The 22,057-nt window shown below is 43.9% G+C and carries 20 protein-coding genes; 14 read left to right on the forward strand and 6 right to left on the reverse strand.

The window, feature by feature from the left end; translation table 11 throughout:
- The first annotated feature begins 276 nt into the window (after positions 1–276).
- From nfo to R7O03_RS05280, 3 genes are all read left to right on the forward strand, one after another.
- Entirely contained in the window at positions 277–1,161 is an 885-nt protein-coding gene (gene nfo, locus R7O03_RS05270) for a deoxyribonuclease IV (protein ID WP_213903627.1), read from the forward strand.
- A 289-nt stretch (positions 1,162–1,450) separates the two neighbouring features.
- Positions 1,451–2,131, forward strand: a complete 681-nt coding sequence (ung, locus tag R7O03_RS05275) for a uracil-DNA glycosylase (protein ID WP_005382846.1) — start codon at positions 1,451–1,453, stop codon at positions 2,129–2,131.
- 113 nt (positions 2,132–2,244) lie between these two features.
- Positions 2,245–2,796 carry a hemerythrin domain-containing protein gene (locus R7O03_RS05280; protein WP_005381807.1) on the forward strand — a complete coding sequence of 184 codons (552 nt, stop codon included), beginning with the start codon at positions 2,245–2,247 and terminating at the stop codon, positions 2,794–2,796.
- A 236-nt stretch (positions 2,797–3,032) separates the two neighbouring features.
- Here the strand turns inward: R7O03_RS05280 and R7O03_RS05285 are convergent, their stop codons facing one another.
- A complete protein-coding gene (locus tag R7O03_RS05285; RefSeq protein WP_005381805.1) occupies positions 3,033–3,218 on the reverse strand; it encodes a DUF3545 family protein in 186 nt (61 codons plus the stop codon).
- Between the two features lie 721 nt (positions 3,219–3,939).
- Between R7O03_RS05285 and R7O03_RS05290 the strand changes: the two genes are divergently transcribed.
- Positions 3,940–5,373, forward strand: coding sequence for an alanine/glycine:cation symporter family protein (locus R7O03_RS05290; protein WP_005381800.1), 1,434 nt, complete (start codon positions 3,940–3,942; stop codon positions 5,371–5,373).
- 110 nt (positions 5,374–5,483) lie between these two features.
- Positions 5,484–6,260 carry a peroxide stress protein YaaA gene (yaaA, locus tag R7O03_RS05295; RefSeq protein ID WP_005382848.1) on the forward strand — a complete coding sequence of 259 codons (777 nt, stop codon included), beginning with the start codon at positions 5,484–5,486 and terminating at the stop codon, positions 6,258–6,260.
- Positions 6,261–6,366: 106 nt separating this feature from the next.
- Here yaaA and srmB read toward each other — a convergent pair whose 3' ends face one another.
- Positions 6,367–7,590 carry an ATP-dependent RNA helicase SrmB gene (gene srmB, locus R7O03_RS05300; RefSeq protein WP_005381797.1) on the reverse strand — a complete coding sequence of 408 codons (1,224 nt, stop codon included), beginning with the start codon at positions 7,588–7,590 and terminating at the stop codon, positions 6,367–6,369.
- Positions 7,591–7,697: 107 nt separating this feature from the next.
- Positions 7,698–8,417: a tRNA1(Val) (adenine(37)-N6)-methyltransferase gene (locus R7O03_RS05305; RefSeq protein WP_318131559.1), complete on the reverse strand. Its 720-nt coding sequence runs from the start codon at positions 8,415–8,417 to the stop codon at positions 7,698–7,700.
- A gap of 330 nt (positions 8,418–8,747) precedes the next feature.
- On the opposite strand from R7O03_RS05305, the gene brnQ reads away from it, so the two are divergent.
- Positions 8,748–10,058, forward strand: coding sequence for a branched-chain amino acid transport system II carrier protein (gene brnQ, locus R7O03_RS05310; RefSeq protein WP_005381792.1), 1,311 nt, complete (start codon positions 8,748–8,750; stop codon positions 10,056–10,058).
- Between the two features lie 87 nt (positions 10,059–10,145).
- On the opposite strand, the gene fldB is transcribed toward brnQ, so the two are convergent.
- A complete protein-coding gene (fldB, locus tag R7O03_RS05315) occupies positions 10,146–10,664 on the reverse strand; it encodes a flavodoxin FldB (protein ID WP_005381790.1) in 519 nt (172 codons plus the stop codon).
- A gap of 157 nt (positions 10,665–10,821) precedes the next feature.
- On the opposite strand from fldB, the gene xerD reads away from it, so the two are divergent.
- The 7 genes from xerD to R7O03_RS05350 all read left to right on the forward strand — a co-directional run bounded on the left by xerD (position 10,822) and on the right by R7O03_RS05350 (position 19,553).
- Positions 10,822–11,739: a site-specific tyrosine recombinase XerD gene (gene xerD, locus R7O03_RS05320; RefSeq protein WP_005381788.1), complete on the forward strand. Its 918-nt coding sequence runs from the start codon at positions 10,822–10,824 to the stop codon at positions 11,737–11,739.
- 59 nt (positions 11,740–11,798) lie between these two features.
- Positions 11,799–12,587: a bifunctional protein-disulfide isomerase/oxidoreductase DsbC gene (gene dsbC / locus R7O03_RS05325; RefSeq protein ID WP_318131560.1), complete on the forward strand. Its 789-nt coding sequence runs from the start codon at positions 11,799–11,801 to the stop codon at positions 12,585–12,587.
- Positions 12,588–12,630: 43 nt separating this feature from the next.
- Positions 12,631–14,370, forward strand: coding sequence for a single-stranded-DNA-specific exonuclease RecJ (recJ, locus tag R7O03_RS05330; RefSeq protein ID WP_318131561.1), 1,740 nt, complete (start codon positions 12,631–12,633; stop codon positions 14,368–14,370).
- Between the two features lie 173 nt (positions 14,371–14,543).
- Positions 14,544–15,642 (forward strand): peptide chain release factor 2 gene (prfB, locus tag R7O03_RS05335; RefSeq protein ID WP_100068604.1). Its coding sequence is split into 2 segments (ribosomal slippage): positions 14,544–14,618 and positions 14,620–15,642, totalling 1,098 coding nucleotides; the frame shifts between segments, so codons are not numbered across the junction.
- Positions 15,643–15,676: 34 nt separating this feature from the next.
- The gene (gene lysS / locus R7O03_RS05340) at positions 15,677–17,194 is read left to right on the forward strand and encodes a lysine--tRNA ligase (protein WP_005382861.1); all 1,518 of its coding nucleotides are present in this window, start codon (positions 15,677–15,679) and stop codon (positions 17,192–17,194) included.
- Between the two features lie 243 nt (positions 17,195–17,437).
- Positions 17,438–18,772, forward strand: coding sequence for a cyclic-di-GMP-binding transcriptional regulator VpsR (gene vpsR, locus R7O03_RS05345; RefSeq protein WP_017635067.1), 1,335 nt, complete (start codon positions 17,438–17,440; stop codon positions 18,770–18,772).
- 529 nt (positions 18,773–19,301) lie between these two features.
- Complete coding sequence (locus R7O03_RS05350) at positions 19,302–19,553, forward strand: hypothetical protein (protein ID WP_005381776.1); 252 nt, start codon at positions 19,302–19,304, stop codon at positions 19,551–19,553.
- A gap of 131 nt (positions 19,554–19,684) precedes the next feature.
- Here R7O03_RS05350 and R7O03_RS05355 read toward each other — a convergent pair whose 3' ends face one another.
- Positions 19,685–20,719 carry an NADP(H)-dependent aldo-keto reductase gene (locus R7O03_RS05355; protein ID WP_005381774.1) on the reverse strand — a complete coding sequence of 345 codons (1,035 nt, stop codon included), beginning with the start codon at positions 20,717–20,719 and terminating at the stop codon, positions 19,685–19,687.
- A 154-nt stretch (positions 20,720–20,873) separates the two neighbouring features.
- Here R7O03_RS05355 and R7O03_RS05360 point away from each other — a divergent pair, with 154 nt between their 5' ends.
- The gene (locus R7O03_RS05360; RefSeq protein WP_005381772.1) at positions 20,874–21,185 is read left to right on the forward strand and encodes a DUF6482 family protein; all 312 of its coding nucleotides are present in this window, start codon (positions 20,874–20,876) and stop codon (positions 21,183–21,185) included.
- 15 nt (positions 21,186–21,200) lie between these two features.
- On the opposite strand, the gene mutH is transcribed toward R7O03_RS05360, so the two are convergent.
- Positions 21,201–21,881, reverse strand: coding sequence for a DNA mismatch repair endonuclease MutH (mutH, locus tag R7O03_RS05365; protein WP_017821501.1), 681 nt, complete (start codon positions 21,879–21,881; stop codon positions 21,201–21,203).
- Positions 21,882–22,057 lie beyond the last annotated feature (176 nt).

The raw sequence follows: 22,057 nt of genomic DNA on the forward strand, positions 1-22,057 counted from the left end.
TTTTCGTTGAGCTGAGTATTATATAGCTAATATCCACTATTTTAATATTGATTTAAGTCAAAAAACAACCAAAAACATTATTTTTATTAAGGTAATTTTATTGAGTTAAATCAATAAAACCTTTGAAAACAAACTAATTACAATTTATTTGATAATATAAAAAATATCTAATAACTAGTTTTGTTGTAAATTTACTACAAATTGAGATTAAAGTTTAAACTGGTTAACGCAACTATCTGTATTTAGGTAGCAATACTGAAAGTCTAAAGTGATTAAATGACAAACATGAAAAACAAGCTTGGGAATAAACTCATTGGTGCACATGTCTCTGCTGCTGGTGGGGTCGATCAAGCTCCGTTGAGAGCTCGTGAAATTGGCGCGAATGCATTCGCACTATTTACAAAAAACCAACGCCAGTGGGTGGCGAAGCCTTTAGAAGCAAAAACCATCAGTGCGTTTAAAGCGAACTGTAAAATGCTGGGTTTCGGAGCAGAACATATTCTTCCCCATGATTCTTATCTGATTAACTTGGGTGCGCCGGAAGAAGAAAAGCTGAATAAATCCCGCGCGGCATTTATTGATGAAATGGAGCGTTGTAATCAGTTGGGGCTGACTTTGCTTAACTTCCATCCGGGTAGTCACCTAAAGAAAGTCTCTGAACAGGAGTGCCTCGCGACGATCGCCGAGTCGATCAATCTTGCGCATAAAGCGGTGCCGAATGTGATCGCTATTATCGAGAATACGGCAGGTCAAGGCACTAACTTAGGCTGGAAGTTTGAGCACCTTGCTGAAATCATCGAGCAAGTGGAAGATAAAGATCGTGTCGGCGTTTGTATTGATACCTGCCATACCTTTACGGCTGGTTATGACTTACGTACAAAAGAAGATTGCGAGCGCACCTTTGCAGAGTTCGACCGTATCGTAGGTATGCACTATTTAAGAGCAATGCATCTAAATGATTCAAAAGTAGAGTTTGCCAGCAAAGTGGATCGCCACCATTCTCTAGGTAAAGGAGAGATCGGGTGGGATTGCTTTGAGTACATCGCGAAAGACCCTCGTTTTGATGGTATCCCTCTGATTTTGGAAACAATTGATCCAGATATTTGGCAGCAAGAGATCAACACGTTGCGTCAATTCCATTTAGCGGCCATTGACAGTTAATGGCGTAACCACAAAGTTGGCACCTTTCTTTCTTAGTCATTGAACATCAATCTCTGAATTAGCAAAGAAGGATGCCAACATGTCTCGACCACTCTCTTTTACTCCTTATGCTTACACTCGTCGCGTGCTTCGCTTACCGATGCCTAATCGTCACATTACCGGACAGGGGCACTTTCGAACGCCACAGAAGCATTAGTCTTTTATTACTTGTCTCAAGTTCGTGGTAAGTTTTTGTTTGTTTGAGTTTCGCTCGTTAGAATAGAAGCAAAATTTAGGACAGGAACTTTCCATGAATCAGTCACCCACTTGGCACGATGTGATCGGCGAAGAGAAAAAGCAGAGCTACTTTGTAGACACCTTGAATTTTGTTGAAGCCGAACGCGCCGCAGGCAAAGCTATTTTTCCTCCCGCAAAAGATGTCTTTAACGCGTTTCGTTTTACCGAGTTCAAAGACGTTAAGGTCGTGATTCTAGGACAAGACCCATACCACGGCCCAAATCAGGCGCATGGCCTGTGTTTCTCTGTACTTCCTGGCATTAAAACGCCACCGTCACTGGTTAATATGTATAAAGAGCTGGCGCAAGATATTGAAGGTTTCCAAATCCCTCAGCATGGTTTTTTGCAAAGCTGGGCTGAACAAGGCGTATTGTTACTCAATACGGTATTAACGGTGGAGCAAGGTAAAGCGCATTCACATTCAAAGACAGGTTGGGAAACGTTTACTGATCGAGTGATTGAAGCCATTAATCAGCATCAAGAAGGTGTAGTGTTCCTGCTGTGGGGTTCACATGCACAGAAGAAAGGTCGTTTTATCGATCGCAATAAACACCATGTCTTGGCAGCACCGCATCCATCGCCGTTATCGGCACATCGAGGCTTTTTCGGTTGTAAGCATTTCTCTCAAGCAAACCAGTTGCTTACATCACAAGAAAAAGCACCAATTAACTGGCATTTGCCATTAACGGTATAAATGAAGAGACAGCGATCATGGATGCTATGATCGCTGTTTTTTTGAGCACGCTCGAGGCTGATAGTAAATTTCTCATGTACACTTACTAAAAGTAGGTGTTAAGGAGAGACGCTATGATGATCGAAAGAATTCGACGCGAACATGGTTATATGGTTCGTCTGTTGGCGATACTGCGCCATAAGCTTAATGAGATAAAAAAAGAACGTGTAATCAACTATGCGTTAGTAAGCGAGATTGTTGATTACCTCTCTAATCATTCGGAGAAAGTACACCACCCGAAAGAAGATATCCTCTATCACCACTTTCTTGAACACTATGGTAAGCAACAAACCATGGAAAATTTAGAGAAAGAACATCTAGAGTTAGCGAGTAAAACCAGAGAGTTTTCATCCGTGATAGAGATGATCCTTCAGGATGCTGTTGTGCCACAAGACATGTTTGTCGCTCACCTAGAAGATTTCATAGAATCGCAAAGGCACCACTTGGAGCTAGAAGAGCGAAAAATTTTGCCTCTCATTGAAGAGTTATTTACCACAGAAGATTGGCAGCATGTCGAGAGCTTGTGGAGCGTCAGTGAGGATGATCCTGTGTTTGGTGACACGATTGCTGATCGTTATAAGCAGTTGGCCGAACGTGTTCGTCAAAGTGATACTGAATATGTTTAAGACTGAATGATGAAACCTGAGCGAGCGAAAGCCGTCTCTCGGGTTTGTGAGATACATTTCTTATTTATTGGGAATCAACCGAAAATTTAGTGTGCATATTTCTCGGCAAAAAGTACGGAAGATTCTCATTGAGTAATAATGGTATTCATACTTAAACCTTGGTACATAAACTCACGGTGTTTACGGTCACTGTAAACAAAAAACAAAAGGCACCTGTAAGGTGCCTTTTGTTTGAATTAGAGTTTAATGTCTTCCAAGTTATAATCGGTACAGACATCAAGTTCGCGCAGCTCTTTAAGCAAATTGCGTCTGTCGTTCATCTCTTCTATTTCACGCCACTTTCGCTTTACTGGTTTGGCACGAGATTTGGTTGTTGAGGTAGTATCCAGATTAAAAATGTCATCTAGTTGAAAGCCTTCCATAAGCCACCTTTACCTTTCTTAAGCTAAACTGTTGTAACCAGTCCTTGTGGAGTTTTTTTAGTACCACAATAGCCGTGAGAATAACCATGATATATTTCGCATTTGTGTCGGTAGCATGACATTTTCGTGCAAAAATATTCTCAAAATCACACTTTTTATTGCAACGATGTGGATAAAAAATGCACAAACGATCTCAAGAAAACGATTAAATAGAGAGATTTTCTATGTTAATTCGATTTGATGAATGGGTGCACTGCGCAAAGGTTAAAGTTGCATAAAATCAGTTTGATGAAATAGTGTTCAATTAGATGGTAAGTCACTAGCGTAAATTTATGTAACACCTTGTGAATACTAGCTTGTTCTTGTTTATACGGTTTACCATTCCATTTAATGAAGAATAATTATTTATGTTGGTGTTTGGTAATTGAAATGTTGCGCAGTTTGAGTGTTAAGTCTTCTATTTATGTTATTTTTTGGTGACTTTATAGTGAAAAATAACAATGTTATTCTTGTTGTTGCATATTGATTTTTGCGCTCCTAGGTTGCATTATCCGCCCGTCAAAAAATACGCTGGTACGTAAAATGGATGCATGAAGCGACGTTTACGATTCTAGATTGCCCATAAACATTACTTAAAAAGCTAAGCACACTTTGACACTTAGCAGGCAATTTGGTGGATGGCTAGGACGCATAGACTGGCGCAACTCACTTTGAGGTACACATGACAGACTTAATCAATTTGATGAACGATCTCCTCTGGGGCTCGATTCTGGTTTATCTTCTTGTTGGTGTTGGTATTTACTTCACCGTTCGATTAGGGTTCATTCAGTTCCGCCATTTCGGCCACATGTTCTCTGTTCTTAAGAACAGCCGTAAAGCAGACAAAGCTGGTATTTCCTCTTTCCAAGCGCTTTGTACTAGTCTTGCTGCACGTGTTGGTACAGGTAACATGGCGGGCGTTGCAGTTGCATTGACTGCGGGTGGTCCTGGTGCGATCTTCTGGATGTGGCTGATTGCAATGCTTGGTATGGCAACATCGTTTGCTGAGAGCACACTGGCGCAGTTATACAAAACCAAAGATGATGATGGCAACTACCGTGGTGGCCCTGCCTACTACATGGAAAAAGGCCTGGGCATGCGTTGGATGGGCGTGTTGTTCTCAGTTTTCCTAATCATCGCTTTTGGTTTGGTATTCAACGCCGTACAAGCTAACTCAATTGCCAATGCAATGAGCAACGCATTTGGTTGGAATAACCTGTATGTCGGTATTGCCGTTGTTTTACTGTCTGCAATTGTTATTTTCGGTGGCATCAAGCGTATCGCAAGAGTTGCTGAGATGATCGTTCCGATCATGGCACTACTTTATCTAGCCCTAGCGCTGTTCATCATGTTCTCTAACCTAGAGAAATTACCTGATGTATTGATGCTTATCTTTAAGAGTGCATTTGGTCTGCAAGAAGCAGCAGCAGGTGGTCTTGGCTACGCAATTGCACAGGCAATGATTAACGGTATCAAGCGCGGTCTATTCTCGAATGAAGCAGGTATGGGTTCTGCACCTAACGCGGCAGCTTCAGCAACACCTTACCCACCACACCCAGCGTCTCAAGGTTATGTACAGATGCTAGGCGTGTTCATGGATACGATCGTTATCTGTTCTGCAACAGTGGCTATCATCCTGATGTCTGGTGAGTATGTCGGTCAAGCAACAGAAGTGACGGGTATCGAGCTAACTCAGCGTGCATTGAGCTCACAAGTTGGCGATTGGGGCGGCATCTTTGTTGCTGTGGCAATCTTCTTCTTTGCGTTTACTTCAATCATTGCAAACTACTCGTATGCTGAAACGAACTTAATCTTCCTAGAGCACAATCATAAAGCGGGCTTAAGCATTTTCCGCGTTATTGTTCTTGGTATGGTGATGTTTGGTGCACTAGCTTCGTTACCAGTCGTATGGTCGCTTGCTGATGTCTCTATGGGTCTGATGGCGATAGTCAACTTGGTGGCGATCATCTTGCTATCTGGCATCGTGATTAAACTGGCCAAAGATTACAACCGCCAGCTTGGTGAAGGCAAAGTGCCAACATTTGATGCGAATGACTTCCCAGAGCTGAAATCTCAGCTTGAAGAAGGCATTTGGTACAACGATAAAAAAGACTAAGTGAGCTATCACTCATAGTTGAAAGCTATTAGTACGATGTAAAAAGCCATGCAGACAATGCATGGCTTTTTTTGTACCCTATTAAAAACAAAATTAGAGAAGGGAAAGTCATGCTTATCGTAGTTTCTCCAGCGAAGACTCTTGATTACGAGTCTCCGTTAGCGACAGAAAAATTTACTCAACCTGAGTTGGTCGAATACTCAAAAGAGCTTATCGATGTTTGCCGCAAACTGACTCCTGCTGATGTTGCCTCTTTAATGAAAGTGAGCGACAAGATTGCCGATTTAAATGTGGGCCGATTCCAAGAGTGGAGTGAAACGTTTACCACGGAAAACTCACGACAAGCCATTCTTGCATTTAAAGGTGACGTTTACACAGGGCTAGACGCCGAAAGTTTATCTGAAGCGGACTTCGAATATGCTCAAGATCATCTGCGTATGCTATCGGGTCTTTATGGTTTACTAAAACCACTTGATTTGATGCAGCCATACCGTCTTGAAATGGGTACCAAGCTTGCAAACGACAAGGGTACGAACTTGTACCAGTTTTGGGGCAATGTAATTACGGACAAGCTTAACGAAGCGATTTCTGCTCAAGGTGATAATGTCCTTATCAACCTTGCATCAAATGAATACTTTAAAGCGGTTAAGCCAAAGAATTTAGATGCGCAAGTGATCACGCCAGTATTCAAAGATTGTAAGAATGGTCAATACAAGGTCATCAGTTTTTACGCGAAGAAAGCGCGCGGTATGATGGCGCGTTACATCATTGAAAACCGTGTTGAGAGCGTTGCAGACCTGACTAAGTTTGATACGGCGGGTTACTACTTTGTGGAAGATGAATCGACGCCAACAGAGTTAGTATTTAAACGCGAAGAGCAAAAATAAAGCTGATTGAGACGTAGTCTACGTTAATCTCTATCAGCACAAACGAAAAAGGGTTGGCATTGCCAACCCTTTGTTTTTTAGCTTGAGCTACTTCGCCCCAACAAGATTACTTCTTCTTAGCGGTTTTCTTTTTCGCTACTTTTTTCTTGTCGTCTTTTTTCTTTTTCTTCTTAAACACTGGCTTTTTGTGTTTAGGACGCATCTCTTTCACGAAACGCTCTTTGATGTCTTCTTTCACGTAACGTGCAACGCGATCCATCATTGGTTGGTCGTGTGCTTCTACGATTGAGATAGCGTTACCTTTCTTACCTGCGCGAGCCGTACGGCCGATACGGTGAAGGTAAACATCAGCCGTGCGCGGCATGTCGTAGTTGATAACGTGTGATACATCCGGAAGATCGATACCACGCGCAGCAACGTCCGTCGCGAGCAGCACATTCACAGTTCCATCGCGGAAGCGAGAAATCGCATTGTTACGACGATCTTGCGGCATTTCACCTTGAATCCAAGAACATGGAATCTGTGCACTTTCAAGCTGCGCTCGTAGCTCAGCCAAACGCTCACGAGTCTTTAAAAAGACGATAGTGCGCTCAGCTTGCTGAGTAATAATGTGTTTTAGTAATTCCAGTTTGTGTTCAGCATCATCAGCTCGGTGGTACCACTGAGCAATTTTCTTACGCTCACGCAGCGGCGATTTTGCATCAATCTCTGCTGGGTCATTCAACAGATCAGCGGTAAAGCCTTCTACGCCTTTCCCTTCTAACGTTGCTGAGAACAGAAGGGTTTGCTTACGCCAGCGACATTCGTTCGATAGGCGATCGACAGTAGGAGCAAAACCCATATCTAGCATACGGTCTGCTTCATCAAGGATTAACCATTCGATTGCACGACAATCAAAACGTTCTGCATCAATGTATTCTTTTAAACGGCCAGGTGTCGCAACCACAATGTCTTGCGTTGTTGCAAGGATGTCGGCGTGCTCTTGGTACTGAACACCACCAGTGATGGTGAAAATGTTGAGTTTGGTATTTTTTGCCAAAGCACGTGCTTGATCGGCAATTTGCATCGCCAGTTCGCGAGTAGGCGTTAGGATCAAAATACGCGCAGGCCCAGGCTTACGACGAGGGAAGTCTTGCAAGTATTGCAATGCTGGCAGGACGAAGGCGGCCGTTTTTCCAGTTCCTGTTGGCGCTGACGCTAGAATGTCACGACCGTCCAACGCTTGTGGAATCGCTTCTGCCTGAATTTTTGTTGGGCGTTCGTAACCCATCTCTTCAATGGCTTCAAGTAGGTTTTGGTCTAGATCAAGTTCAGCAAAGGTTCTGATCACAATGAGTTCTCCACAAGCAAAGCTTGGTTAATGGTTCGCCACAACAGCATAGAATACAAAAAGGTCGCACATTATAAAGTGATTGGTGATAAGGATCACATGTTATTTCACATCTTAAGATAAAACTCGCGAGTTAACTGGATGAAATCATCACTATAGCCGTCATTTGAACGGATAATTAAATGTGACGTTTGCGAATCGCAAGGTCGTTTTGACAGTTCAAATAACAATCGGTGTACTGGTTTCTTTTCTGATGGTTGCACACGACAGATCCTCGATAGATACCAACCTTGGTTTAATGCTAGCTCAATGAACTGCTCGCCTTCGGTGATTGGCAACACAAAACTAGCTCTCCCTTCGTCATCAAGCAAATGATAGCAACGCTGTAGCAATGCGTTATGGCCTAGCGTATCAGTGTGCCTCGCGGTTGCACGTTGACTGTGTTTCGATTGCTCGCCGCTGTTGAAGTAGGGCGGGTTACAAATGATGCGTTGGAATGGATGTGTCGGCGTAAAGTGCAGTATGTCGGTGTGATGCACACTTACACGATCTGACCAAGGAGACTGGGCCATATTTTTTTGCGCGGCAACAACGGCTGTTAATTCGATATCGACCGCGGTTATTTGAGCTTTCGTAAAGCGTTGAGCACACATCAGGGCAAGCAGGCCAGTGCCAGTGCCAATATCGAGAATTTTAGCGTCGTTAGGGCTTTGAATCCAAGCACCAAGCATTACCCCATCTGTGCTGACTGGCATACCACTCTCGCCGCCCTCAATACAAAATTGCTTCAAATTGAAGCCTTTAGTTTTCAGTGTTTTGTTCTTCATGATTGTTTTATATTTGCTCAATAATTAAGTGGATTGCTCTATTGTTTATTAATTGTATAGATTGTTGTTTTGTTGGTTATTAAATTGTATTGTTAATTGATCGAGATAAAGAACTGGTCTGTTATTTGGATCTGGTTATATCCACTGCTTTTAAGTTTGAAAACTAAATTAATATGGTGTTTTTTTCTTAAAGGTTGCCAAATGATGAGTCTTTCGTCATTATGCGGCGAAAATTTTATAGATTGAACCACGTGTACTTATTGACTTTAGGTATACAAAAAGTGGTCTAAGCATACACAACATTCATTAATTAAAAGACAAGGGTTATCTGTGAAGCAGACGTTAAAACTAACAGATATTATCGCAGTAGGCTTTATGCTATTTGCGTTCTTTTTAGGTGCGGGCAATATTATCTTTCCACCTCTAGCGGGTCAGTTAGCGGGTGAAAACTTAATGCCAGCTATGTTTGGTTTCTTGCTAACAGCGGTAGGTCTACCTCTTATTACTATCGTTGCTATTGCTGTTGCTGGTGGTTCTTGGGATCACTTGACGCAAGATCTTCCGAAAAAAGCGGCAGTTCTTATGGCTGCACTGATTTTCATCATCATTGGTCCTGCGTTTGCAGCGCCTCGTACTGGCCTAGTGGCTTACGAGATGGCGGTGAAACCTTTCTTCCTTGAGGCATCACAAACGCATCTGACAGCGTTCTCAGTGATCTTTTTTATCGCAGCGATGATGTTCTCATGGTTCCAAGGTCGTTTGATCGATCTTATCGGTAAAGTACTGACACCAGCATTGTTTGTTGGTTTGATCATTCTTGCTGTCGCTGTCTTCCTTGATCCTCAGGGCGATATGATAGGCGCGCACGGTGAATACCTAACGCAGCCTCTGACCAAAGGCTTCTTAGAAGGCTACAACACAATGGATACGTTCGCGTCATTGATGTTTGGTATGCTGATGGTTGATGCACTGCGCGGTAAAGGCATTACTGAGCGCTCTGCAACTACTAAATATCTGATCTATGCAGGTTGTATTGCTGCTGCTGGTCTTGCGTTTGTTTACATCTCACTATTTTACTTAGGTGCGACGAGTGCAACGGTTGCTGCTGGTGCTGATAATGGTGGCCTAGTGCTTAGCCAATACGTTCAAGCGTTGTTTGGTCCATACGGTCAAATCGTTCTGTCTGTCATCGTATTGCTAGCGTGTCTGACAACCGCGATTGGTTTGATTTCTGCGTGTTCAGATTTCTTCAGCTCGAAAACACCACTGTCATACAAGCAATGGGTACTGATTAATGGTTCTGTTTGTGCATTGGTTGCAAACGTTGGTCTTGCGCAGCTGATTTCTCTGTCAGTGCCAGTATTGTTTGCGCTATACCCTGTGGCGATTGCGTTGGTTGCACTAACATTTGTGCGTAGCAAACTGCCGAATCCACGCTTTGCTTACCGTGCAGTACTGCTTGTATCTCTGCTGTTTGCGTTGGTTGATGCGGCAAAAGTATCGGGTATTGATGTTTCTGCGTTTAACATGTTGCCATTATTCGAAGTCGGCATGGGTTGGGTGCTTCCAACATTTGCGGCTATCGTGTGCATGTTCTTCATCGCGAAACCTCGCCCAGAGCTAGCACAAGAAACCGCGTAATCACTTCGCGTAATCATTAAAAAGTAAAAAGCCCGATGAATTACTTCATCGGGCTTTTTACTTTTTAATGATTACGTGTTTGCGCTATTAAAGCGTGTCGTGGAATTCCACAAGAACTTGTTCACACCATTTTTCGATGCGTTCATCACTCAGTTCGTACTGTGAGTCTTCATCTAACGCAAGTCCAACAAACTTACTGCCATCTTCGATCAATGCTTTCGATGCTTCAAATTCGTAGCCTTCATTTGGCCAGTAACCGATAAAGGTTGCACCTGTGGCTTGCAATTCATCGTGAAGTAAGCCCATCGCATCTAAATACCACTCTCCGTAACCTTCTTGGTCACCCAGACCAAACAGCGCTACAACTTTGCCTTTCAGTGGCGTGGTCGCGATGTCTTGCCAAATCGCGTTCCAATCTTCTTGAATTTCACCAAAATCCCAAGTTGAGATGCCAAGGAGTAATAAGTCGTAGTCCGCCATTAGTGATAACGGTGTCTCTTTCACATTGTGAATGTCGACAAGGTCTTCACCAATAAGGGTACGAATTTTCTCTGCTGCCATTTCGGTGTAGCAGGTCGTTGAGCCGTAAAAGAGTCCGATTTTCATTATATTCGTCGTTATTTGTGTTGCTGTTGTGGAAGATTCTAACCATAAATTGAGGAAGATTGCAGCGAATATCCTATGTGGGATGATTTTTTATGGTATTGGATTGGCAGGTGCTTTAATCTAAATACTGTAAATATAAACAGATAAGGAAGCATTCATGACGGCACAACAGCCTGTCAATCAACAAGATTTTTCGCTTGTTGAGCAATTCTTAGATGCGATGTGGATGGAGCGTGGCCTATCAGAGAACACGTTGGCTTCCTACCGAAACGATTTAATGAAGCTGCTCGTGTGGATGGAAAAACATCGATACCGTCTTGATTTTATCAGTTTGTCTGGCTTGCAAGAATATCAAAGCCACCTTGTAGACTTAGATTACAAACAGACGTCCCGTGCGCGTATGTTGTCGGCTATTCGTCGTTTATTTCAATACCTGCATCGTGAGAAGGTGCGTGCTGATGACCCGAGTGCGCTCTTGGTTAGCCCTAAACTGCCACAACGTTTACCCAAAGATATTAGTGAAGAGCAAGTGGACGCGTTGCTCGAAGCGCCAGACCCGAATGACCCTATAGAATTGCGCGATAAAGCGATGCTAGAGCTACTCTACGCGACAGGGTTGCGTGTGACAGAGCTCGTCAGTTTGACCATGGAAAATGTTAGCTTGCGCCAAGGGGTGGTGCGCGTGACTGGTAAAGGCGGTAAAGAACGCCTGGTTCCTATGGGGGAAAACGCGGTCGATTGGATCGAGACGTTCATTCAACAAGGGCGCCCTGCGTTACTTGGTGATACATCATCTGATATTGTTTTTCCTAGTAAACGCGCAAGACAAATGACTCGTCAGACGTTTTGGCACCGTATTAAGTACTATGCTTTGATAGCAGGGATTGATACTGATCAGCTGTCGCCGCACGTACTGCGTCATGCCTTTGCCACGCATTTATTGAACTATGGCGCAGATCTCAGGGTCGTACAGATGCTTTTAGGACATAGTGACTTATCGACCACGCAAATTTATACTCACGTGGCGACTGAACGATTGAAGCAGATCCACAGTCAACACCACCCAAGAGCATAACAATGGTTAGATTCATCCATGTCTTCTTGGAAAAACGATTTTACATTAAGGTGAATTTCATGAGCGTATTACGCCGACTAACTCTGCTGACTTTACCATTTTTTGTTACCGCTTGTGGTGCAGAAGAAAGTCAGGCTCAAACGGAGACTCCTGCGCAACAAGTGGCGCCAGCTGCACAAAGCGGCTTTGATGAAGCAGCATTAAAAACTAAGTTCTCAAAGCTTGGTTTATCTATCGTTGATATTCAACCATCAGACGTCGCTGGCTTATTGGAAATTCAAACCAATGGCGGGATCCTGTTTGCTTCAAATGATGGTAGCCATTTTATCGCCGGTACGCTTTATGCCATTAATGATGATGGCAGTTACAAAGATGTCATAGCAGAGCGTCAAGCGCCACTTAACGCCGAGAAAATTGCGCAGTTCTTCGATAGCATGATCGAATACAAAGCCGACGATGAAAAGTACGTTGTGACCGTATTCACCGATATCACATGTGGTTACTGTGTGCGTCTGCATAGCCAAATGCAAGGCTATAATGATCTAGGTATTACAGTGCGTTACATGGCTTACCCTCGCCAAGGTGCAACTGGCCCTGTGGCAGAACAAATGGCAACGATTTGGTGTGCTGAAGATCCGGCGTCGGCAATGCACAACGCGAAAGTGAATCGTACATTTGATAACCCTGCGAAAGACTTAAAACAGTGTAAAGAAACCATCCAGGCGCATTACAATCTAGGTCGCCAATTGGGTATTTCTGGTACGCCAGCAATCTTCTTACCGAATGGCGAAATGGTTGGTGGCTACCTACCACCTGCAGAGCTATTGAAACGTTTAAAGCAACTATAATCCATTAGGAGCAGAGCCGGCAAAGTTGTCGGCTCTTTTAAGCATGATAGAAATTCAACGACGTCCTGAACCTGATCTTTCCCTTCTTCCTGATTCCATTCCTCCGATTCTTAAACGTATCTACATCAACCGTGGGATAACGGATCTTTCACAATTAGAAACGTCGGCCCGTGGGTTGCATTCATATCAAAAACTCGGGGGGATTGAGCAAGCTGTCGATCTTTTGTTTCAGGCGATAAAAGAACAAAAACGCATCATCGTTGTCGGTGATTTTGACGCTGATGGCGCGACAAGCTCAGCATTATCAGTGCTCGCGCTGCGTATGCTTGGTAGTCACAATGTGGATTACCTAGTGCCAAATCGTTTTGAAGACGGTTATGGGTTAAGCCCAGAAGTCGTTGACCAAGCCTTAGAGCTTGGCGCTGAGATGATCATGACGGTGGATAACGGCGTCTCATCAATCGAAGGCGTGCGTTACGCAAAAGAAAGTGGCATTACCGTGCTTGTTACCGATCACCACTTGCCAGGACAAGTGTTGCCTGATGTGGATGCGATGGTGAACCCAAACCTTGACAGCTGTAGCTTTCCATCTAAAGCGCTTGCGGGTGTGGGGGTCGCGTTTTATCTCATGATGGCACTATGCGTTCATATGCGAAAACACAATTGGTTTGCAGAACAGGGGATGCAAGAGCCCAAGTTGATGGAACTGATTGACCTTGTTGCACTGGGTACCGTCGCCGACGTCGTTCCATTGGATGAAAACAACCGCATTCTTGTACACCAAGGTTTGCAACGTATTCGTGCGGGCAAAGCGCGTCCCGGCATCCAAGCGTTAATTGAGGTCGCTAAGCGCGATGCGCGTCGTTTAGTTGCGTCCGATTTTGGCTTTGCTTTAGGTCCACGTATTAACGCAGCAGGCCGTCTTGATGACATGTCTTTCGGTGTTGAACTGCTGATGTGTAACAACATCCACGCAGCTCGTCGCATGGCAAGTGAATTGGATGGCTTGAACCAGACTCGTAAAGAGATTGAAGAAGGCATGAAGCAAGAAGCGATGGCTTTCTGTGAGCGCCTTCAGTTTGGTGAAGGCAATGAGCTTCCTTATGGCTTAGCCTTATTCCAACGTGATTGGCACCAAGGTGTGATTGGTATTTTGGCTTCGCGCATTAAAGAGAAGTTTCATCGTCCAGTCATTGCATTTGCTGATGGTGGAGAAGGGACGATTAAAGGCTCGTGTCGTTCTATTCCGGGGCTACACATGCGCGATGCGTTGGATTTCATCGACACGCAAAACCCGGGTTTGATCATCAAGTTTGGTGGACACGCCATGGCAGCAGGCTTAACGATTAAAGAGCAGGATTTTGAGCGTTTCAGTCGTTTGTTTGATGAAGTGGTAAAAAAGGAACTCGATGAAGCGGCGCTAAAAGGCGTGATCATGTCAGATGGCGAACTTAAGCCGGAAGAGTTCTCTATGCATGTTGCTGAACAGCTGCGATCGGGTGGCCCTTTTGGACAAGCTTTCCCAGAGCCAATCTTTGATGGTGAGTTTAAAGTACTGCATCAAAAGCTGGTGGGTGAGAAGCATCTTAAATTGATGTTAGAGCCGCTTTATAAAGGTCACCCTACCAATGTGATGATCGACGGTATCGCATTCAATGTTGATCTACGTCGATGGCCAGATGCATCGGTTAAAACAGTACGTCTCGCGTATAAGCTGGATGTGAATGAATTTCGTGGTAATCAATCATTGCAATTGATGATCGACCATATCGAAGCTAAGTAATACCTAGATCAACCTTTCTTATAGAGTACGGTTGCCCCTAAGTGGGCGTAAAATTTTATGACCGTGCTCTCTCTCACCGCAATCTGATTTCTCATCCGAAATTTTCCTGTATCTCGGTCACATTTTTCAGTAGAATTTCTCGGTTAAATTCTATTCTAAAATGTTGAGTAAACATGTTTGAAATCAATCCAATTAAAAACCGTCTGCAGGACGTGTCTCAGCGCACAAATGTCCTGAGGGGGTATCTTTGACTATGACGCGAAGAAAGAGCGTCTAGAAGAAGTCAACGCAGAACTTGAACAACCAGATGTATGGAACGAACCTGAGCGTGCGCAAGCACTGGGTAAAGAGCGTGCATCACTAGAAGCGGTTGTTGAAACTATTGATCAACTAGAGCAAGGTGTGGAAGATGTAGAAGGTCTTCTTGAGCTGGCTGTAGAAGAAGAAGATCAAGAAACATTTGACGAAATTGAACCAGAACTTGCTGAGTTGGAAGAGAAGCTAGAAAAGCTTGAATTCCGTCGTATGTTCTCTGGCGACCACGATAGCTCTGATTGTTACATCGATTTGCAAGCTGGCTCTGGTGGTACAGAAGCACAAGACTGGACTAACATGCTGCTGCGTATGTACCTACGTTGGGCAGAAGCGAAGGGCTTCAAAGCTGAAGTGATTGAAGTCTCTGAAGGTGAAGTCGCGGGTCTTAAGTCGGCAACAGTTCGCATCTCTGGTGAATATGCGTACGGTTGGTTACGTACTGAAACGGGCGTTCATCGTCTTGTTCGTAAATCTCCGTTCGATTCAGGCGGTCGTCGCCATACGTCATTTGCTTCTGCGTTCATCTATCCAGAGATTGATGAAAACATCGACATCGACATTAATCCTTCCGACCTACGCATTGACGTTTATCGTGCGTCAGGCGCAGGTGGTCAGCACGTAAACACCACAGAATCTGCGGTACGTATTACGCACGTACCTACGAACACAGTGGTTCAGTGTCAGAATGACCGTTCTCAACATAAGAACAAAGATCAGGCAATGAAACAGCTTCGAGCGAAGCTATTTGAGCTTGAATTGCAAAAGCAAAATGCGGAAAAACAAGCTAATGAAGACGCTAAGTCTGACATTGGCTGGGGTAGCCAGATCCGTTCTTACGTATTGGATGACTCACGTATTAAGGACCTCCGTACGGGCATTGAAAACCGTAATACTCAAGCGGTTCTTGATGGCGATCTGGACAAATTTATTGAAGCTAGCCTGAAATCAGGTCTATAAAGCTTTTCACCGACAAAAACAGGATACATCGAAAATGACTGATGCTGTTCAAAACGAAACTGTACTAGAAGAAAATAAGCTGATTGCTGAACGCCGCGCTAAACTGGATGCAATCCGAAAGAGCTGCAAAGCGAACGGCCATCCAAACGACTTCCGTCGTGACGCACTAGCGGGCGACCTTCAGAAAGAGTTCGGTGAAAAGACGAAGGAAGAGCTAGAAGAGCTTAACCACGTAGTAGCAATCGCTGGCCGTATCATGGCTAAACGTGGTCCATTCTTGGTAATTCAAGAAACTTCTGGCCGTATCCAAGCTTACGCTGACAAAGCGGTTCAAAAAGTACTTAAAGAAAAATACCAAGGTCTAGATATCGGTGACATCATCGGTGTTAAAGGTGCACTTCATAAGTCTGGTAAAGGTGACCTATACGTGAACATGGAAGAGTACGAGTTGCTAACCAAAGCACTACGTCCACTTCCAGAGAAGTTCCACGGTCTAACTGACCAAGAGATGCGTTACCGCCAACGTTACGTTGACCTGATCGTTAACGAAGACTCTCGTCAAGCGTTTGTAGTACGTTCTAAAGTCATGTCTGCAATCCGCAACTTCATGATCTCTAAGCAGTTCATGGAAGTTGAAACGCCAATGATGCACGTTATCCCTGGCGGTGCGAGTGCGCGTCCATTTATCACGCACCACAACGCACTAGACATGCCAATGTACCTACGTATCGCGCCAGAGCTATACCTGAAGCGTCTAGTTGTTGGTGGTTTTGATCGCGTATTCGAAATCAACCGTAACTTCCGTAACGAAGGCCTTTCTCCACGCCACAACCCAGAATTCACAATGATGGAATTCTACATGGCGTACGCAGACTACAAAGATCTGATGGACCTAACTGAAGAACTACTAAGCTCAGTGGCGCAAGAAGTTCTAGGTTCAACGTCAATGCCTTACGGTGATGAAACGGTTGAGTTTGGTGGTACTTACACTCGTATGAGCATGTTCGAAGCAATCAAGCACTACAACCCAGACCACGCGCAAATCCAAGCGCTAACAGAAGAAGACCTACAAAACCGTGATCTAATGGTTTCTATCGCGAAATCTGTTCACGTTGAAGTAGAACCTTTCTGGACATGTGGTCAGCTTCTTGAAGAGATCTTTGGTGAAACAGCAGAACCTAAGCTAATGCAGCCTACGTTCATCACTGGTTACCCAGCAGATATTTCTCCGTTGGCTCGTCGTAGCGATGATAACCCGTTCTTTACAGACCGCTTTGAGTTCTTTATCGGTGGCCGTGAAGTAGCGAACGGTTTCTCAGAGCTTAACGATGCTGAAGACCAAGATGCACGCTTTAAAGCACAGGTTGAAGCGAAAGAGTCTGGTGACGACGAAGCAATGTTCTACGATGCAGACTACATCACTGCTCTAGAGCACGGCCTACCGCCAACAGCAGGCCAAGGTATCGGTATCGACCGTTTGGTTATGCTACTGACTAACACGCACACTATCCGTGACGTGATCCTATTCCCTGCAATGCGCCCGCAAGCGTAATTCGATAGGATGAGTAAAAAACCACCTTCGGGTGGTTTTTTTTTGCCTTTTAGTTAAGTTAATTCAAGTTGTTGCATTTGCCTTTTAATGGGATATGCAAATAAACATTCGCCAAATCTCAATCTATTGCATAGTCTTAATACTGAGACAGACGTGAGGGGGCGGAGTCTCGATAATGTTACCCGCTCGCAAAGATAAGTTTGTGGCACAAAATTTCTATTAACAATGAAAAAGGGTTAGAGAATGGCTGGGCAGTTTAAGATGGATTCCATCCCGGGATCGCTTGTGGTAGTTGGCGGTACTTATGAGCCTTGGTTATCGGTACTGGAGCAAGTGGGCTGGAAGTGTCACCAAGTAGGTGATTTACGCAAAGCTAATACGCTGTTAGAAGATATTGGTCCATGTATCGGTATTGTTGATCTCAGCCATGACGAGTTCAGCTTGAATGGTTTGGCGAACTTAGTCAGCTCTCACAAACACGTACGTTGGTTAGCGTTTATTCGTGAATCTCAGCTTGGCACTGACACCATATGCCAGTTCATTGTTAACTTTTGTATCGACTTTTTCACAGCGCCGATCCCAGATGCACAGTTATTAAGCACAATAGGTCACCAGCTTGGCATGCTTAAGTTGGAGAAAAAAGTTTGGCCTAGTTTTGGTAGCAGTTTAGATATGGGTCTGATCGGTGAATCTATCCCGATGAAACGTTTACGCGATCAAGTGAAGCGCATTGGTCCAACGGACGTCAGCATTCTGATTTCTGGGGAAAGTGGGACTGGTAAAGAGGCGGTTGCTAGGGCCATCCATAAAGTCTCTTCACGCTCTCATAAACCGTTTATGGCAATTAACTGTCGCGCACTCAATGAACAACGTTTCCAAGCTGAAGTATTTGGTATTAACGCTGATGAAGATATGGAAGCATGCCTGCTTGAACAAGCAGATGGTGGCACCGTGTTGTTTAATGACATTCTTACCATTTCAAAAGAGCAGCAAATGAATCTGCTGAGATTCTTGCAAGAAGGCACCATTGATACCAAAGATGGCGTAAAAGCGGTTAACGTACGCATTCTTGCTGCTAACTCGTCAGATGTTGAAAAAGCTTTGATTGACGGTGACTTCAATGAAGAACTTTACCATTACATCAACGTTCTGCGCATCAATGTCCCTAGCTTGAAAGAACGTGCGAGTGACATCGCATTGCTGGCTCGTTTCTACTTACAAGAGTTCTCAAAAGAGTACAACTCGCAAGCAAAAAGCTTTTCTGAGGATGCATTCAAGGCACTGACACGTTATTTCTGGCCTGGAAATGTGCGTGAGCTGATGAACCAAGTGAAGCGAGCGGTATTAATGTCCGACAGCGTAATGATTGAAGAGCATCACTTAGATTTACCTCAACGTAATGACTCAAAGCGCAGCTTGAAATCAATCCGAGAGAAGAGTGAACGTGATGCGTTGCTGGTTGTTTTGGAATCTCATTCTGGTCAAGTTTCAAATGCGGCGAAAGAGCTCGGAGTTTCGCGTGCAACCATGTATCGACTACTTAATAAACATAACTTGATTTCCGAACAAGCCATGTAGTTGGCCTTTCCCTGTGTCAAATAGGCGAATAAATACAATAAAAGAGAGTGGCCACAGAGCCGCTCTTTTTATTTTTTGTTTGGTTTGATTTATAAAATCCGCAAATTTATATATTCCTCAGGTGAATATGTTATACATAAAAGTATATGAAACTAAATTGCGGTGTATTGATTTGTTTTTAATCAAAAAGGCAAAAAATGTTTGATATATATTCATCAAAGCTTACAATTTAACCGTAACTCAATGAGTTATACCTTTCATAAACGGATTAATTTTTAGCTAGGAGGCGCAAGATGAAACATTACGTTGTTAACACCACTGCTTACGCTGATCGTATGCCTATCGCTCCGATAACCCTTAAATCGGATGATACCAATACCACTGGCTCACAAGATAAAAATTAATCCGTAACCTATCATATTTATTACTAGGCTGCGGGAAAGTAGCGGCTTAGTATCAACAGAATATTTCTGTTCATTTTACGCACTATTTTTCCCAGTCGAATACATCGATAATCGGAGAAAATATTATGCGTCACTCTATTTACTTACAATTGGCCACTTTGCTATTGAAAGCAGACCTTAAACGCGAAGAAAAGCAATGGCAGCGTACCATACGCCGAACTGCTCATGATATTCCATGGACGAATGTTCATCTATTGAGGGATATTGGTTTAGATCGCGATGGTCGTTCTACACGTGCCAATGTTCCGGATGCAGTAAAAGTTGAACGTCGAGTTCGTCACCTTCGTCGAGTCTTAACGTCGCGAATAATGACGTAATTGTTAGCGTGTTGGGCTGACTGAGTTGCTAACGAGTCATTCAACACGCTTAACTTTTTATATGAAGTATGACTTCATTGGATAAACAGCTGATCTTGAAGATCAGCTGTTTTCGTTTGAAGGTGGTACTGTTAAGGGCAAGGATTCGAGTAAGTTGTACCTATTGCTTGAATTTCAGTAAGTAGTTCGTCGCTAAGTTGCAAATCAATACTGTCGATATTGGCTTTTAATTGGTCTAGGTTTGTTGCTCCGATAATGTTAGAAGCAACAAATGGACGCTGATTGACAAACGCGAGCGCCATTTGTGCAGGGTTTAGACCATGCTCTTGAGCTAAATTGACGTAAGCTTCGGTCGCTTTAACACCTTGCGGAGTGAAGTAGCGCGCAAAACGCTCCCACTTAGTGCATCGAGCGCCTTCAGGTTTTGCCCCGTTTAGGTATTTACCACTCAGGCAGCCAAATGCCAAAGGAGAGTAGGCAAGTAACTGAACGCCTTCGTAATGGCTGATTTCAGACAAGCCAACTTCGAAGCTGCGGTTCAATAAGTTATATGGGTTTTGAATGGAGACAATTCTTGGCAAATCGTGTTTTTCTGCCAAACGCAATAGCGACATCACACCCCACGGCGTCTCGTTGGATACGCCGATATAGCGCACTTTACCTGCATTCACTAATTCAGTAAGCGCTTCCAACGTTTCAATTAACGTGACTTCTTCTTGTTTGTCAGGGTATGGGTAGTTGAGTTGACCAAAGCAGTTGGTTTGACGCTGCGGCCAATGTAGTTGGTACAAATCGACATAATCGGTTTGTAGACGATTAAGGCTGTCATCAATTGCTGTATGGATGTGGCGACGATTAAGGCTCATGTTGTCTCTAATGTGAGGAACATTGCGAGGGCCTGCCACTTTTGTTGCCAGTACTACTTTCTCTCTTTTGCCGCTTTTTGCTAACCAATTACCGATGTATTGCTCGGTGAGCCCTTGTGTTTCCGAGTTTGGCGGTACAGGGTACATCTCTGCGGTATCGATGAAGTTCACCCCATGATCGAGGGCAAAGTCGAGCTGTTCAAAGGCGTCCTTTTCTGTGTTTTGCTCGCCAAACGTCATAGTGCCGAGGCAGATTTTACTGATCTCAAGTGATGAGTGCGGTAGTTTTGTGTATTGCATATCACGTCCTTGAAGAGTTACCGACTAAATAAGTGACTCCAATATAGGGGATTTGTAGCCGCAATCGCAAATGATTTACGTATAAAGGAAGAGCAAACTCGAAAGCTACAGTTAGCCTAACTACACTTAAATGATCGTGTGAAGGAGGTATGTTATGCAGAAGCATCAATTGGACATGTGGCTACATGGTCCACATAAAGATACTTATAAAACTCCCAAAGTATTTGTGATTGGGTGTTCTGATGTCTCTGACTATCTTTTAGCTGTGGAGTACAAGCATCAACTTGAGCCGATTAAAGACGGTGAAGACCCGATACATTTTGGCTCTCTAGACTTAGTAAAAGAAGAACTATTGAGGCTAGGGGTCGATAAAGCGTATTTAAGGCTGCGCAATGCGTATGACGAATGTGGCACTGAAGAGGCAGCCTCATACTGCGATATTGAGTTATCGCTCGTGACGCACTAAATAGCTGATATAGTTTTATTCTGGTTGAGTGTTAATGTAGTGCTTGAGTAAGATCTGTTCAGTAAACTGTGTTCTAAGGTAAAAGCCTCGGGGCAGAGTTTTCATCGGCTTACCATTTGAGTTATATGCTTCGGTGAGCGCTTTTGCATTTGCGGCTTTAGGGCGAAGATGCAGCGCTTCTCCGTGTCTGGCGGAAATTTGATCAAATCTTCCCAAGACGATCATCTCCATTAACTCTTCCCAGTCATTTCGCAAAATCCGTTCTTCTTCTTCATCTGGTGACCAAATGAGTGGACTGCCCACACGTCTTTCAGCGAGTGGGATTTCTCGTTCTCCTTCTACGGGTACCCAAAGCACACGAGATAGCTTGTTTCGAACATGACTTGTTTCCCATGTAAGACCATGAACACCAGTGAGGGGGGCCACAGAAACAAAGGTTGTTTCTAAAGGTTTGCCAGAGTAACTGATCGGAATACTTTTCAACTCGATCCCTAGTTTTGCGAAATCTTGTTGAGGTTTACTGCCAGCTGGAGCGCCCAAGTGCCATTCGAGTAATTGACCCACCCAACCTTTATCACGTTTTAAGTTTTCAGGAACAATCATATTCGCCTCGGCGGCCAACTCAGCAAAACTGAGTCCTGCCATATCATGCGCTCGTTCCAATAGCTCTGCTTCTGTTTGTGGTTCTGGTTTCATAGTTACAAGGTGGTATTACAAAAAATATAGTTTATCAAACTCCGACCAAATCTACTGTTTAAGATTTCACCGAGGCGGTGTAAGAACGATCAATTCATAACTTATCCACAGGTGGAGGAGGTATTGATAAGATCCTGACGAGGTCTGTATGAATAAACAGGGGTTAAAATGCATTT

Origin of the sequence: Vibrio sp. Vb2960, from assembly GCF_033337665.1 — a bacterium.
Taxonomy (GTDB): domain Bacteria; phylum Pseudomonadota; class Gammaproteobacteria; order Enterobacterales; family Vibrionaceae; genus Vibrio; species Vibrio alginolyticus.